Source organism: Pseudomonas sp. efr-133-TYG-23, from assembly GCF_030209215.1.
Classification (GTDB): Bacteria; Pseudomonadota; Gammaproteobacteria; order Pseudomonadales; family Pseudomonadaceae; genus Aquipseudomonas; species Aquipseudomonas rhodesiae.
Window position 1 is genome coordinate 185,565 of sequence record NZ_JARVSL010000018.1, and the last position, 14,845, is coordinate 200,409.

8 protein-coding genes are annotated in these 14,845 nt (G+C 61.7%); 4 read left to right on the plus strand and 4 right to left on the minus strand.

Annotated features, from left to right (window positions below; all coding sequences use genetic code 11):
- Positions 1–146: 146 nt before the first annotated feature.
- Together QRN41_RS12455 and msrA are read left to right on the plus strand one after the other, a co-directional pair.
- Positions 147–2,843 (plus strand): putative bifunctional diguanylate cyclase/phosphodiesterase, encoded by a 2,697-nt coding sequence (locus QRN41_RS12455; protein ID WP_034136612.1) that lies wholly within the window; start codon positions 147–149, stop codon positions 2,841–2,843.
- Between the two features lie 72 nt (positions 2,844–2,915).
- A complete protein-coding gene (gene msrA, locus QRN41_RS12460) occupies positions 2,916–3,563 on the plus strand; it encodes a peptide-methionine (S)-S-oxide reductase MsrA (RefSeq protein ID WP_034095550.1) in 648 nt (215 codons plus the stop codon).
- A gap of 90 nt (positions 3,564–3,653) precedes the next feature.
- Here msrA and QRN41_RS12465 read toward each other — a convergent pair whose 3' ends face one another.
- Positions 3,654–4,490 (minus strand): 23S rRNA (adenine(2030)-N(6))-methyltransferase RlmJ, encoded by an 837-nt coding sequence (locus tag QRN41_RS12465; RefSeq protein ID WP_034095549.1) that lies wholly within the window; start codon positions 4,488–4,490, stop codon positions 3,654–3,656.
- A 175-nt stretch (positions 4,491–4,665) separates the two neighbouring features.
- Between QRN41_RS12465 and QRN41_RS12470 the strand changes: the two genes are divergently transcribed.
- Positions 4,666–5,943, plus strand: a complete 1,278-nt coding sequence (locus QRN41_RS12470; protein WP_034095548.1) for an O-acetylhomoserine aminocarboxypropyltransferase/cysteine synthase family protein — start codon at positions 4,666–4,668, stop codon at positions 5,941–5,943.
- Here QRN41_RS12470 and QRN41_RS12475 read toward each other — a convergent pair.
- From QRN41_RS12475 to putP, 3 genes are all read right to left on the minus strand, one after another.
- Positions 5,929–6,654 (minus strand): DUF4123 domain-containing protein, encoded by a 726-nt coding sequence (locus QRN41_RS12475; RefSeq protein WP_167416773.1) that lies wholly within the window; start codon positions 6,652–6,654, stop codon positions 5,929–5,931. The two genes, QRN41_RS12470 and QRN41_RS12475, sit on opposite strands and share 15 nt — an antisense overlap.
- Positions 6,655–6,687: 33 nt before the next feature.
- Positions 6,688–8,694, minus strand: coding sequence for a type VI secretion system Vgr family protein (locus QRN41_RS12480; protein ID WP_167416772.1), 2,007 nt, complete (start codon positions 8,692–8,694; stop codon positions 6,688–6,690).
- Positions 8,695–8,899: 205 nt separating this feature from the next.
- Complete coding sequence (putP, locus tag QRN41_RS12485; RefSeq protein ID WP_167416771.1) at positions 8,900–10,384, minus strand: sodium/proline symporter PutP; 1,485 nt, start codon at positions 10,382–10,384, stop codon at positions 8,900–8,902.
- Between the two features lie 460 nt (positions 10,385–10,844).
- Here putP and putA point away from each other — a divergent pair, with 460 nt between their 5' ends.
- Positions 10,845–14,798 (plus strand): trifunctional transcriptional regulator/proline dehydrogenase/L-glutamate gamma-semialdehyde dehydrogenase, encoded by a 3,954-nt coding sequence (gene putA / locus QRN41_RS12490; RefSeq protein WP_167416770.1) that lies wholly within the window; start codon positions 10,845–10,847, stop codon positions 14,796–14,798.
- Positions 14,799–14,845 lie beyond the last annotated feature (47 nt).

Genomic DNA, 14,845 nt, shown 5'->3' on the forward strand with positions numbered 1-14,845 from the left:
CGCCCACGCGGCCGATAACACCCATATAGCACTTAGCCTTCATCCTCTCTTGTCAGCCCGCGCCGCATGATGCAACCTTGCCGCAGGCAACAGAAAAGAGGGCGTGAGCCCGGCGCCGTGCGCGTTATTTCAAGTGAGTTTCCCCCATGAAAAGCCAACCCGATGTCGCCCGTACGGCGGCCGAGGTAGTCACGCAATTACCGGTGCCTTCGCGCCTCGGTATGCTGCGTTTCGAGCGGCTTAATGAGGCAAGCTGGGCCCTGCTCTACCTCGACCCCAACTGCGAGCGCCAATTCGGTCTGCCGGCGGTCGAATTGTGTGCCCTGATCGGCACCCCCTACGCCAGCCTGATGGAGCCCCAGGCCCGCTATCAATTGCACGACAACATCCAGCAGCAGTTGACCCTGAGCCCTCACTATCTGGTGCGCTACACCCTGCACACCAACGACGGCCCTCTAAGCCTGCTGGAAATGGGCGAAGCCTACAAACAACACAATCGTCACTTGTTGCGCGGCTACCTGATGGTGGTCGACGGTCTGTTCAGTGAAGTGCCTTCGCCGCTGCCCTCCTCGGATGACCTGGAGAGCCAGAACAGCCGCCTGCAGATCGCCCTGGAACTCAACCAGCGGGCCCAGCAGGAACAATTGCAGCACCTGGAACGGGTGCGCGCCCAGCAGGAGCTGATCCTGCTGCTGGCCCGCCAACGCTACACCGCTAACAATTCGCTGCAGGAAGCCGCCGAGCTGATCACCCGCAGCGCCTGCGAAATCTATCAGCTCGACTGCGCCAGTATCTGGAACCTTGAAGGCCAGCGCCTGGTGCCGATTTCGGCCTATCACCGCGCCGACCAGCAGCACCATTTGCCCGACCCTATCGACGCCAGTTGCTTCCCGGATTATCTGGAAGCCTTGCACACCAGCCGCGCCATCGATGCCACCAACGCCATGCGCGACCCGCGCACCCGTGAAATGGCCGAAAACCTGCGCGCCAAAGATATACACGCCATGCTCGACGCCAGTATCCGCGTCGATGGCCAGGTGGTCGGCGTACTGTGCCTCGAACAGGGCGGCAGTTCCCGCGCCTGGCAGGCCGACGAAATCGCGTTTGCCGGCGAGCTGGCAGACCAGTTTGCACAAGTGATCAACAACCATAACCGCCGTACCGCCACCAGCGCCCTGCACCTGTTCCAGCGCGCAGTGGAGCAAAGCGCCAACGCCTTCCTGCTGGTCAATTGCGACGGCGTAGTGGAGTACGTCAACCCCAGCTTCACCGCGATCACCCAATACAGCGCCGAAGAAGTCCACGGCCACCGCCTGGCGCAGTTACCCGCACTGGAGAACCTCAGCGAATTGCTGTTCGATGCACCATCGAGTCTGGCCAAGAGCAACAGTTGGCAGGGCGAGTTCAAGAGCCGTCGCAAGAACCTGGAGCCCTACTGGGGGCAGTTGTCGATCTCCAAGGTGTATGGCGACAACCGTGAGCTGACGCACTACATCGGTATCTACGAAGACATCACCCAGACCAAGTTGGCCCAGCAGCGCATTGAGCGTCTGGCGTACACCGATAACCTGACCAACCTGGGCAACCGTCCGGCGTTCATCCGCAACCTCGATGAACGTTTCGCCCGCGACAGCGACAGCCCGATCTGCCTGCTGCTGGTGGACATCGACAACTTCAAGCGCATCAATGACAGCCTCGGCCACCAGACCGGCGACAAGTTGCTGATCAGCCTGGCCCGGCGCCTGCGCAACAGTCTGAGCAGCAGTGGCAGCCTGGCACGCTTTGCCAGTAACGAGTTCGCGGTGCTGCTGGATGAAACCGACCTGGAAACCGGACAACAAGTGGCCAGCCAGTTACTGGCGACCCTCGACAAACCGATGTTCGTCGACAACCAGTTGATCAGTGTCACCGGCTCCGTGGGCCTGGCTTGCGCGCCGCTGCATGGCCGCGACCCGCAGACCCTTATGCGTAACGCCGGCTTGGCTTTGCACAAGGCCAAAGCCAACGGCAAGCATCAGGTGCAGGTGTTCACCGAGGCCCTCAATGCCGAAGCCAGTTACAAACTGTTCGTCGAAAACAACCTGCGCCGCGCCCTGACGCAGAACGAGCTGGACGTGTTCTATCAGCCCAAGCTGTGCCTGCGCAGCGGTCGCTTGCTGGGCATGGAGGCGTTGCTGCGCTGGAACCATCCGGAAAAGGGCATGATCCGTCCGGACCAGTTCATCAGCGTGGCCGAAGAGACCGGCCTGATCATCCCCATCGGCAAATGGATCGCCCGTCAGGCCTGCCGCATGAGCAAGCAGTTGAGCGCTGCCGGCCTGGGCAATTTGCAGGTGGCGATCAACTTGTCGCCCAAGCAGTTCTCCGACCCGGACCTGGTGGCCTCGATCGCCACGATCCTCAAGGAAGAAGCGTTGCCGGCCAACCTGTTGGAGCTGGAACTGACCGAAGGCCTGCTGCTGGAAGCCACCGAAGACACGCGCCTGCAACTGGACCAGTTGAAGAGTCTTGGCCTGACCCTGGCCATGGACGACTTCGGCACTGGTTACTCGTCCCTCAGTTACCTGAAAAAATTCCCCATCGACATCATCAAGATCGATCGCAGCTTTATCCATGAGATCCCGGACAACCAGGACGACATGGAAATCACCTCCGCCGTGATCGCCATGGCGCACAACCTCAAGCTCAAGGTGGTCGCCGAAGGCATCGAGACCGCCGAGCAACTGGCCTTTCTGCGGCGGCACCGCTGCGATGTGGGCCAGGGGTACCTGTTCGATCGGCCGATCCCCGGGGCAGAGCTGCCGGCGATGCTTAAACGCTACCCGCGCGGCCCAATCGCCTGACATCGCTGTAACACTCGGGCACACTGACTGTCTGAATTTTTACCATCACTCAACCTGACGAGAGGACTGATCATGGTCTTGCGCTCGGAAATTCTGGTGAACAAAAACGTGCTGCCTACTCAAGAACAAGCATTGCCTGGTCGTGACACCCCGATGAGCCTGCCAGAGACGCACTTCGTCAATGGCAACCCGCTGCTGGGCCCATTCCTCGATGACGTAGGCTTTGCGATCTTCGGCCTGGGTTGCTTCTGGGGCGCGGAACGCAAATTCTGGCAGCGCGACGGCGTGGTCAGCACCGTGGTGGGTTATGCCGGCGGCTTCACGCCCAACCCGACCTACGAAGAAGTGTGCTCCGGCCTGACCGGCCACAGCGAAGTGGTGCTGGTGGTCTATGACCAAGCCAAGGTCAAGTACGAAGACCTGCTGAAGATGTTCTGGGAATTGCACAACCCCACCCAGGGCATGCGCCAGGGCAACGACATCGGCAGCCAATACCGTTCGGTGATCTACGCGACCACACCGGAACAGCTGGAGGCTGCAAAGGCCAGTGCCGAGGCGTATCAGGCCGAACTGAACAAGGCCGGCCTGGGCCAGATCACCACCGAAATCGACCAGGCGCCGACGGTGTATTTCGCCGAGGCGTATCACCAGCAGTACCTGGCGAAAAACCCCCAGGGCTATTGCGGCATTGGCGGAACAGGCGTGGTTTGCCCGATCTGACGTTCGGAGCTGCAAGCTAGAAGCGGCAAGCTGCAAGTGGTGTTTTCTGCTCTCACTTGCAGCTTGCAGCTTCAAGCTTGCAACTCACAGCTACTCAGCTATAAGCCAATCCATCTGCCACCCGCCCTGGGTCTGGCCCAGCTGCTTGGACAGCCACGGCAACAGCTCACGCAGTTCTTCCTCCAAGCCCCATGGCGGGTTGGCAATCGCCAGGCCCGAGCCGGTCAGGGTGTTGGGCGTGTCCAAGGGATGCACCAGCAGTTCCACGCGCAGCAGTTTCGGCGCCCCCGTGCCGGCCAGGTCCTGATAGAAGCGACGCAACATGCGCTGGTCCTTGACCGGGTACCAGATCGCCGCCACGGTCTGGCGCATGCGGCCGACCGCCTCCTTGAGGGATGCCGCGCAGCGTTGCATCTCGTCGAGCTTTTCGAACGGCGGGTCGATCAGCATCAACGCGCGTTTTTCCGGCACTGGCAGCAACGCTCGCGGCACATGCCAGCCTTCGCCCAAATGCACTTTGACCCGACGGTCGCCCTTCATGTTGTCCTTGAGCAACACACCGTCTTCGGGGTGTTTTTCATTGAGCAGCACACGGTCCTGCGCGCGCGTGAGGCGTCGGGCCAGCTCCGGCGAACCGGGGTAGTAGCGCAACTGGCCGTCCGGGTTCATCTCGTGCAGCACGCGCATGTAGTCGGCGGTCAGCGGCGGCAGATCGTTCCGGCCCCATAGGCGCGCGATGCCTTCGAGGTATTCGCCGGTGCGGTTGGCCTGATCGCCCTGCAGGTCGTACAGGCCGATGCCCGCGTGGGTATCGAGGTAGGCAAACGGCTGCTCCTTGCGCGACATCAGGGCGATGAGGCGGGTCAAGGTCAGGTGTTTGAAGACATCGGCGTGGTTGCCGGCGTGAAAGGCGTGACGATAATTCATGGTTGCTCCTGCGCAGGGGGCGAAGTTTACCTTCTACACGGGCAAAGGTGCAGGGCGGCATGCCGGGCGGTGCTTATGCCCTAAAAGCAGGGAGCGAACTGAAAAAAATCTAAATGCCTCCATGAGCGCGGATTTATTGTGGCGAGCACCCAATCCAAGGAGGTCAATTGCCATCATGAAAGACGCCACCCTCGCCCTGCATCACGGCTTCAAGTCGGACCCGACCACCAAGGCCGTGGCCGTGCCGATCTACCAAAACGTTGCTTTCGAATTCGATAACGCCCAGCACGGGGCCGACCTGTTCAACCTGGATGTGCCCGGCAACATTTACACGCGCATCATGAACCCTACCAATGACGTACTGGAGCAACGTATCGCCGCCCTCGAAGGTGGCATCGCGGGCCTGGCGGTGTCGGCGGGCAGCGCGGCGATTCACTACGCAATCCAGACCCTGACCCGCGCCGGCGACAACATCGTCACCACGCCGCAGCTCTACGGCGGCACCTACACCTTGTTCGCCCACCTATTGCCCAGCTTCGGTGTCGACGTGCGGTTCGCCCGGGACGACTCCGCCGAGGCCATTGCCGAGCTGATCGACGACCAGACCAAAGTGGTGTACTGCGAAAGCATCGGCAATCCGGCGGGCAATATTATCGATCTGGAAGCCCTGGCCAAGGTGGCCCACGCCCGAGGCGTGCCGCTGATGGTCGACAATACCGTTGCCACCCCGATCCTGTGCAAACCCATCCAGTTCGGCGCCGATATCGTGGTGCACTCGGTGACCAAGTACATCGGCGGACATGGCAACTCCCTCGGCGGTGTGATCGTCGACAGTGGCACCTTCCCCTGGACCCAATACCCGGAAAAATTCCCCGGTCTCAACCAGCCCGAGCCGGCTTATCACGGCGTGGTCTACACCGAAAAATTCGGCCCCGCCGCGTTCATCGCCCGCGCGCGTACCGTGCCATTACGCAATACCGGTGCGGCCCTGGCGCCGATGAATGCCTTCCTGTTGCTGCAAGGTTTGGAAACCCTGGCCCTGCGCATGGAACGCCATACCGAAAACGCGCTCAAGGTTGCGCAGTTTCTACAGGAGCATGCCGAGGTGGAATGGGTCAGCTACGCGGGCCTGCCAGAACATCCGCACCATGGGCTGGCGCAAAAATACATGCAGGGCAAACCCTCGGCGATCCTGTCTTTCGGCCTGAAGGGTGGCTATGACGCGGGTGTGCGCTTCTACGACGCGCTGCAGATTTTCAAACGTTTGGTGAATATCGGCGACGCCAAATCCCTGGCCTGCCACCCTGCCTCCACCACCCATCGGCAGATGAATGAGCAGGAGCAAGCCAAGGCTGGCGTGAAACCGGAGATGATTCGCCTGTCGGTCGGTATCGAAGCCATTGAAGACCTGATCGACGACTTGCAGCAGGCACTGGCTTCAACTCGCCTCTGAGGCGAGGTAGTCCGTCAGCGCTGCATAAGTCACCGTCGAACCACGAGCGAAGTAAGCGACCTTGTGCTGCAAGGTCGCAGGCGTGAAGGCGGTGTAAAGGTCCGGGCGCTGCTCCTCAAGCCATTGCAGCAGGTTGTCGATCAGGGTTTGCGGCGATTGTTCGGCCAGATGCTCCAGTAACGATGCTGGCACCTGCCACCAGGGGCTGGCCTTGGCGGTAGTAACCGGCCCAGTCGCAACGGCGTGGGGCTGCCCATTGATCAGATAGCGCTGAAACACCGGCAGCACCTGCTCCGCCTCACCGCCCAATTGCCGCAACAGCGGCAGGAACTGCGTGCCGTCCCAAAAGCGCAGGAACACCGGCGGCCCCTCGGGCAGTTTCACTTGGGTCAAGCCTTGCAGATGGGCGAGCACCACGTCCGCCGGGCTGGACGACACCGCCAGCCAACCCCAATCCTCGACCTGGGTGTTCGCTACCCAATCGAGAAAGGCGCTGCCGGGCTCGACCTGTGCGAGATAAGGCATAACCTGCGTCCAATCCGCATAGGCCGTGCCCGCCCAGACCGAGCGCGGTGGCGCACCCGCCGCCACACCTTGCCAAGCCTCGAACGGCTGGGCATCGCTGGCATTGCCCAGCACCGCGAACAGTTGCTCATGGGGTTGCAGAGGCCACTGTGCAAGCCAAGCACTGGGCGATAGAGGTTGATCCATTGGGGCGAAACTCCTTGGGTTGAAAAACACTGATCAATGGGGTCGGTGAGCGACATCACACTGGCCGCTCTTGCAGCGTTCACACTCTTCGCAGAACGGCGCGCTACGCTTCAAACTGGCGATCTGCACGCGGCTCAGAGGCGCCGGGATTACCGCCAGCACCTTGTCCTGCAGCCCGGGCAACAACGGTGCCGCAGCGGGGGCCGGAGCACCGCCGAGCTGGATCGCCACACTGCTGAAGATGCCAGCGGCTGACAGGGTGATCGACTGCCCACCGGCCTGGATCGTGACGCTGGCCCCCGCATCGATAACGACGCTTTGGCCGGCGCCGATCTGAATCACCCGCCCCGCGCGGACCTGCTGCGAACCGCCGACCACCAAGTGGTCGTCCTGCTTGAGTTCGGTCAGGCGATTGCCGTGGGTGATGCGCTGCTCTTCGCCCTGCAGCTCATGGTGCGACTCGCCACCCACGGTAATCCGACGCCGGTTATCCACCTGCACCTGCTGGTCATGCAGCACATGCTGGGTCCAATCGCGCTGGGCGCGCAGGTAGATCTCTTCGGCGCCCTTGCGATCCTCAATGCGCAGTTCGTTGTAACCGCCACCACCGGGGCTGCTTTGGCTGCGCAGGATGCTGCGGGTCTTGTCCGCCGGCAGGTCCAGGGGCACCGGCGTCGCGGCATTGGCCAGGCAACCGACCACCACGGGCATGTCCATGTCGCCATTCACAAAACCGACCAACACTTCCATGCCCACCCGGGGGATCAGCACCGCGCCGTAGCGATCATGGGCCCAGCCGCTGGCGACCCGCAGCCAGCAACTGGAATGCTCGTTATGTTCGCCGTGGCGATCCCAGGCCAATTGCACTTTGACACGGCCGTATTCGTCGCAATGGATGTCACTGTCGGCGGGCCCGGTCACCACCGCGTTCTGGTAACCCGTCATCGGCCTGCGGGGCGCCAAGGGCGGGCGGAAAACTACATCCCAGGGCGTCGCAACGAAGTGGTTGGAGTAACCCTGGCGCATGTCCCCGCCCGCCACCTCGGTCACCGCCTCTTCGAGTACCTGGGGTTGGCTGCCCTCGTGAGTGACTTGGGTCACGAGCCACAAGTCGTTCCATTCCTGGCGAGGATGCCCGGCCAGCTTCAGGAAGCGTCCACAGGCCAACGCAGGCTCATCCCCGCTGCCCACGGCGAGGCGATGCTCGCTGCGGTGACGCTCCAGACCGCGCCGTGCCAGGTGCTTACCCTCCACGCGGTCAGTGAAATGGCCGGGGTAACCCTGCTCTTCAAGGCACAGGGTCTGCTGGTCGGACACTGCGCTTTCCAGCGTCAGGCGCGGCTTGCGCCAATCGTAATCGCGCAGGCTCAGCGCCGTGGTGCGGGTTTGCAGTTGTACGGTGAAGCGCTTGATGGCCGGAGTGTCCGCTACCATCCCGGAGCCTGCAGCGTAAGGCGTTGCGTGCTCGGCCTGGGCAAACACGCTCTGGTCGTCGCCAAATACCAGTAAATGGCCGTCGGGCGAATGCCGAAAATGATAATGAATGCCCTGCTCGGCACACAGGCGCTGGATAAATGCCAGATCGGTCTCGCCGAACTGCACGCAATACTCACGCTCCGGGTACGTGCCGCTTAGATGAAATTCGAATCGGTCCGCCTGGATGCCTTGCTCTTTGAGCACCTGCGCAACGATCTGCGGCACGCTTTTGTGCTGGAAAATACGCGGATGGCTGCTGTGGGCCAGATAAGCCAACTGAGGGACGAGACGAACGCTATAGCGCGTCAGCCGCCGCCCGGAATCGCCCTGCGCCACATGGTCGACCAGGCCATGCACACCGTGGCCCTGATCATCGAAACCCAGAAAAGCCTGGCGATGCAGCAAGTTGCCCAGATCCAGGTCCGGCTGTTCGCCGACCAGTTCCAGGTCAAAACGATAGGGTTGGCTGAGTGTTTCCTGACCGTTGAAGCGGTAGACCTTGAGATCGCTGGGCACCCCGTCCAGGGTCAGGGTGAAAGCACTTTGGTTGGCAGGCGCGAACATCCGATGTTTCTCTGCGAAGGCTGGGGGGCCGATTCTGCACCAGTGCCCAGGCTTGCCGAGCAGCGCGCGCATAAATCAGTAAAACCCTACGAACGAGCGTGCGAGTCTTCAGTTTGTCCGACCCAATTCACACATAAAAAAAGGCCCGCTATCCGTAGGATGCGGGCCTTTCGTTTAACTCATCAGGCGCAGCGCGCCCAGCGAATTACTTGTTGAGGTTGTAGTCTTTTTCCGCCGCATCAAAACGCTCGACCATACCCGCAGTCGGCGCGCCCAGCTTGCTGACGATGTAGATCGCCAGGCTGGCAAAGATGAAGCCAGGGATGATTTCGTACAGCCCCAGCAGCGCGAAGTGTTTCCACACAATCACGGTGATCGCACCGACCAGGATGCCGGCCAGAGCGCCATTGCGGGTCATGTGTTTCCACACCACCGAGATCAGCACCACAGGGCCGAAGGCGGCGCCGAAACCGGCCCAGGCGTAACTCACCAGGCCTAGTACGCGGTTTTCCGGGTTGGCGGCCATGGCGATGGCGATCAAGGCCACCAGCAGCACCATCAAGCGACCGACCCAGACCAGCTCAACCTGGGAGGCGTTTTTACGCAGGAAGGTTTTGTAGAAGTCTTCGGTCAATGCACTGGAGCACACCAGCAGTTGGCAGCTCAAAGTACTCATGACCGCCGCCAGGATGGCCGACAACAGCACGCCCGCAATCCATGGGTTGAACAGCAGCTTGGCCAGCTCGATAAACACACGCTCGTGGTTTTCGGTGACCGGGCCGGCCACTTCCGGGTGCGCCGAGAAGTAAGCAATACCGAAGAAACCCACGGCCACGGTGCCGCCCAGGCACAGGATCATCCAGGTCATGGAGATGCGACGCGCTTTGGCGATCGACTTCACCGAATCCGCCGCCATGAAGCGCGCAAGGATGTGCGGCTGGCCGAAGTAGCCCAGGCCCCAGCCCATCAGCGAGATGATGCCGATGAAGGTGGTGTTCTTGAGCATGTTGAAGTTGTCGGGGTTCTTGGCTTCGATGGCCAGGAACGTGGTGTCGACGCCGCCGGTGGCCAGCAGCACGATGATCGGCGTGAGGATCAGCGCGAAGATCATCAGCGTGGCTTGTACGGTGTCCGTCCAGCTCACGGCCAGGAAACCGCCAACGAAGGTGTAGGCAATGGTCGCTGCGGCACCGGCCCACAGCGCGGTCTCGTAGGACATGCCAAAGGTGCTTTCGAACAGACGGGCACCGGCCACGATGCCGGAGGCGCAATAGATGGTGAAGAACACCAGGATCACCACTGCGGAGATGATCCGCAGCAGGCCGCTTTTATCTTCGAAACGGCTGGAGAAGTAGTCGGGCAGTGTCAGGGCGTCGCCGTTGTGTTCGGTCTGTACCCGCAGGCGACCGGCCACGAACAGCCAGTTGAGGTAGGCACCGACGATCAGGCCGATGGCGATCCAGCTTTCCGACAGACCGGACATGTAGATAGCGCCCGGCAGGCCCATCAACAACCAGCCGCTCATATCGGACGCGCCGGCCGACAAGGCAGTGACCACGCTACCGAGGCTGCGACCGCCGAGGATGTAATCGGAAAGGTTATTGGTGGAGCGATAGGCCATGAAGCCGATCAGCACCATTGCTGCGATATAGATCACGAACGTGATCAGGGTTGGATTGCTAACGCTCATAAGAAGTGACGCCCTGGCTTTGTTTTTATGTAGCGGCGGTCTGTCAGGCGCCGACCCTTTTGCAAGGGTAAACGAACCCGCGTGCCGCGCATTTATGACTGGCGTTTCCCCAGGAAAGCCGCCAGCCGATGCCCCAAACCCGAAAGCTGGTTGCACCTTGGCCGCGAATGCTATTCAACAAAGCAAATCAGGTGCAACCAGTTTCTCGCGAATAAGTTGCACCTTGAGTGATTTTGCGGAAAACACCCTGTTTTTGCTCCTTTTCGGAGCAAAAACAGCCGATCTCAGAAGCAAATGCACCAACACGCAGCGCATCACGCTGAGAGCTAAATTATTTCCGACGAACCATAGAAAATTTCATTAACAAAATAGGTTGCACCCGGTTGCACCTACGCATGTGCACAGCTAATCTTGCCGCCAGCTAATGCCACTCGGTAGTGGCACCCATGAGGATAAGAAAATGGCGACGACCACCCTTGGGGTCAAACTCGACGACCCGACCCGCGAACGCCTGAAGGCTGCCGCGACCTCCATTGATCGCACGCCGCACTGGCTGATCAAGCAGGCGATTTTCAATTACCTGGAGAAACTGGAGGGTGGTGCAACCCTGACCGAACTCAATGGTTTGAGCAGCAAAGACGCAGACGACGTAGGCGAGGTCCAGACCGACCACGCTCACCAGTGCTTCCTTGAGTTCGCCGAAAGCATCCTGCCGCAGTCCGTACTGCGCGCGTCGATCACCGCCGCTTACCGTCGCCCCGAGCCGGAAGTGGTGCCGATGCTGATCGAACAGGCCCGCCTCCCAGCGCCAATGGCCGAAGCCACCAACAAACTGGCCGCTACCATTGCCGAGAAATTGCGCAATCAGAAAAGTGTCGGCGGCCGTGCCGGGATTGTTCAGGGCCTGCTGCAAGAATTTTCCCTGTCCTCCCAGGAAGGCGTGGCGCTGATGTGCCTGGCCGAAGCGCTGCTGCGCATCCCGGACAAGGGCACCCGCGACGCGCTGATCCGCGACAAGATCAGCACCGGCAACTGGCAGCCGCACCTGGGCAACAGCCCGTCGCTGTTCGTCAACGCCGCGACCTGGGGCCTGCTGCTGACCGGCAAACTGGTCTCCACCCATAACGAAGCCGGCCTGACCTCTTCCCTGAGCCGCATCATCGGCAAGAGCGGCGAACCGATGATCCGCAAGGGCGTCGACATGGCCATGCGCTTGATGGGCGAACAGTTCGTCACCGGCGAGACCATCGCCGAAGCGTTAGCCAACGCCAGCAAGTTCGAAGCCAAGGGCTTCCGTTACTCCTACGACATGCTCGGTGAAGCCGCACTCACCGAACACGACGCCCAGAAATACCTGGCCTCGTACGAACAAGCTATTCACTCCATCGGCAAAGCCTCCCACGGCCGTGGGATTTATGAAGGCCCGGGCATCTCCATCAAGCTGTCGGCGCTGCACCCGCGTTACAGCCGTGCGCAGTACGAGCGCGTGATGGACGAGCTGTACCCGCGCCTACTGTCCCTGACCCTGCTGGCCAAGCAATACGACATCGGCCTGAACATCGATGCCGAAGAAGCCGACCGTCTGGAGCTGTCCCTGGATCTGCTGGAACGCCTGTGCTTCGAGCCGCAACTGACCGGCTGGAATGGCATCGGCTTCGTGATCCAGGCTTACCAGAAGCGTTGCCCGTACGTGATCGATTACGTGATCGACCTGGCCCGCCGCAGCCGCCACCGCCTGATGATCCGCCTGGTAAAAGGCGCGTACTGGGACAGCGAAATCAAGCGCGCCCAGGTCGAAGGCCTGGAAGGCTACCCGGTGTACACCCGCAAGGTGTACACCGACGTTTCCTACATCGCTTGCGCGCGCAAACTGCTGTCGGTGCCGGAAGTCATCTACCCGCAGTTCGCCACGCATAACGCCCACACCTTGTCGGCCATTTACCATATCGCCGGTCAGAACTATTACCCCGGCCAGTACGAGTTCCAGTGCCTGCACGGCATGGGCGAACCGCTGTACGAGCAGGTAGTCGGCAAGGTTGCCGACGGCAAGCTGAACCGTCCGTGCCGCGTGTACGCCCCGGTCGGCACCCATGAAACACTCTTGGCCTACCTGGTACGTCGCCTGTTGGAAAACGGCGCGAACACCTCTTTCGTCAACCGCATCGCCGACCAGTCGATTTCGATCCAGGAACTGGTGGCCGACCCAGTGGCCAGCATCGAGCAAATGGCGACGGTGGAAGGCGGCTTCGGCTTGCCGCACCCACGCATTCCGCTGCCGCGCGACCTGTATGGCAGCGACCGCGCCAACTCGGCCGGTATCGACCTGGCCAACGAACACCGCCTGGCATCGTTGTCCTGCGCCCTGCTGGCCACGGCCCACAACAACTGGAAAGCCGCGCCGATGCTTGGTTGCGCGTCCAGCGAGCAAACGTCGACCGCGGTATTGAACCCATCCGACCTGCGCGATGTGGTTGGTCAGGTTCAGGAAGCCACCGTCGAAGACGTCGACAGCGCCATCCAGTGCGCAATCAACGCCGGCCCGATCTGGCAGGCCACCCCGCCGGCCGAGCGCGCCGCGATTCTGGAGCGCGCCGCCGACCTGATGGAAGGCGAGATCCAGCCATTGATGGGGCTGCTGGCCCGCGAAGCCGGCAAGACCTTTGCCAACGCCATCGCCGAAGTGCGTGAAGCCGTGGACTTCCTGCGCTACTACGCGGTGCAGGCGCGCAACGATTTCACCAACGACGCCCACCGCCCACTGGGCCCGGTGGTGTGCATCAGCCCGTGGAACTTCCCACTGGCGATCTTCAGCGGTCAAGTCGCCGCGGCACTGGCCGCCGGCAACCCGGTACTGGCCAAACCTGCCGAGCAAACCCCGCTGGTGGCAGCCCAGGCCGTGCGCATCCTGCTGGAAGCCGGTATTCCGGAAGGCGTGCTGCAACTGCTGCCGGGCCAGGGCGAAACCGTCGGTGCCCGCCTGGTGGGTGATGATCGCGTCAAAGGCGTGATGTTCACCGGCTCCACCGAAGTGGCGCGCCTGCTGCAGCGTAATGTGGCCGGGCGCCTGGATGCCCAGGGTCGTCCGATCCCGCTGATCGCCGAAACCGGTGGCCAGAACGCGATGATCGTCGACTCCTCCGCACTCACTGAACAAGTAGTGATCGACGTGGTGTCGTCGGCCTTCGACAGCGCCGGCCAGCGTTGCTCGGCCCTGCGCGTGCTGTGCCTGCAGGAAGATTCGGCAGACCGCGTCATCGAAATGCTCAAGGGCGCCATGGCTGAATGCCGCCTGGGCAACCCGGAGCGCCTGTCCGTGGACATCGGCCCGGTGATCGACGCCGAAGCCAAGGCCGGCATCGAGAAGCACATCCAGGCCATGCGCGACAAAGGCCGCAACGTGTATCAGGTGGCGATCGCCGACGCCGAAGAAATCAAGCGCGGCACCTTTGTGATGCCCACCCTGATCGAACTGGAAAGCTTCGACGAGCTGCAACGCGAGATCTTCGGCCCGGTACTGCACGTAGTCCGCTACAAGCGTAAAGAGATCGACCAGTTGATCGGCCAGATCAATGCGTCCGGCTACGGCCTGACCCTTGGCGTGCACACGCGCATCGACGAGACCATCGCCAAAGTGATCGACAACGTTCACGCCGGTAACGTCTACGTCAACCGCAACATCGTGGGTGCCGTGGTCGGCGTGCAGCCGTTCGGCGGCGAAGGCCTGTCGGGGACTGGCCCGAAAGCCGGTGGCCCACTGTACCTGTACCGTTTGCTGTCGACTCGTCCTACCGATGCAATCGAACAATCCTTCGTGCGCGCCGACAAGTTGGCGGCGCCGGACGTACGTCTGCGCGATGCCATGAGCCAACCGCTGACAGCCCTTAAAGCCTGGGCCGACAGCCAAAAGTTCAGCGAGCTGAGCGTGCTGTGCAGCCAGTTCGCCGCGCAATCGCAAAGCGGCATCACCCGCCAACTGACAGGCCCCACCGGCGAGCGCAACAGCTACGCCATCCTGCCCCGCGAGCATGTGCTGTGCCTGGCGGACGTGGAAGGTGACCTGCTGACTCAGTTGGCTGCGGTACTGGCGGTGGGTGGCTCGGCAGTATGGCCGGAAACCGACCTGACCAAGGCCTTGTTCCCACGCCTGCCGAAGGACATTCAGGCGAAGATCAAGCGCGTGGCCGATTGGACCAAGGACGACGTGGTGTTCGATGCCGTTCTGCACCACGGCGACTCCGACCAATTGCGCGCGGTGTGCCAGCAAGTGGCGCAGCGTGGTGGGGCGATTGTCGGCGTGCATGGTTTGTCCCAGGGCGAAACTTCCATTGCGTTGGAGCGCCTGGTGATTGAGCGAGCGTTGAGCGTCAACACCGCTGCGGCGGGTGGTAACGCCAGCCTGATGACCATCGGCTAACCCTGAAAGAAATACCGCTAGACAATCTGGGAGGGGGCTTGCCCCCG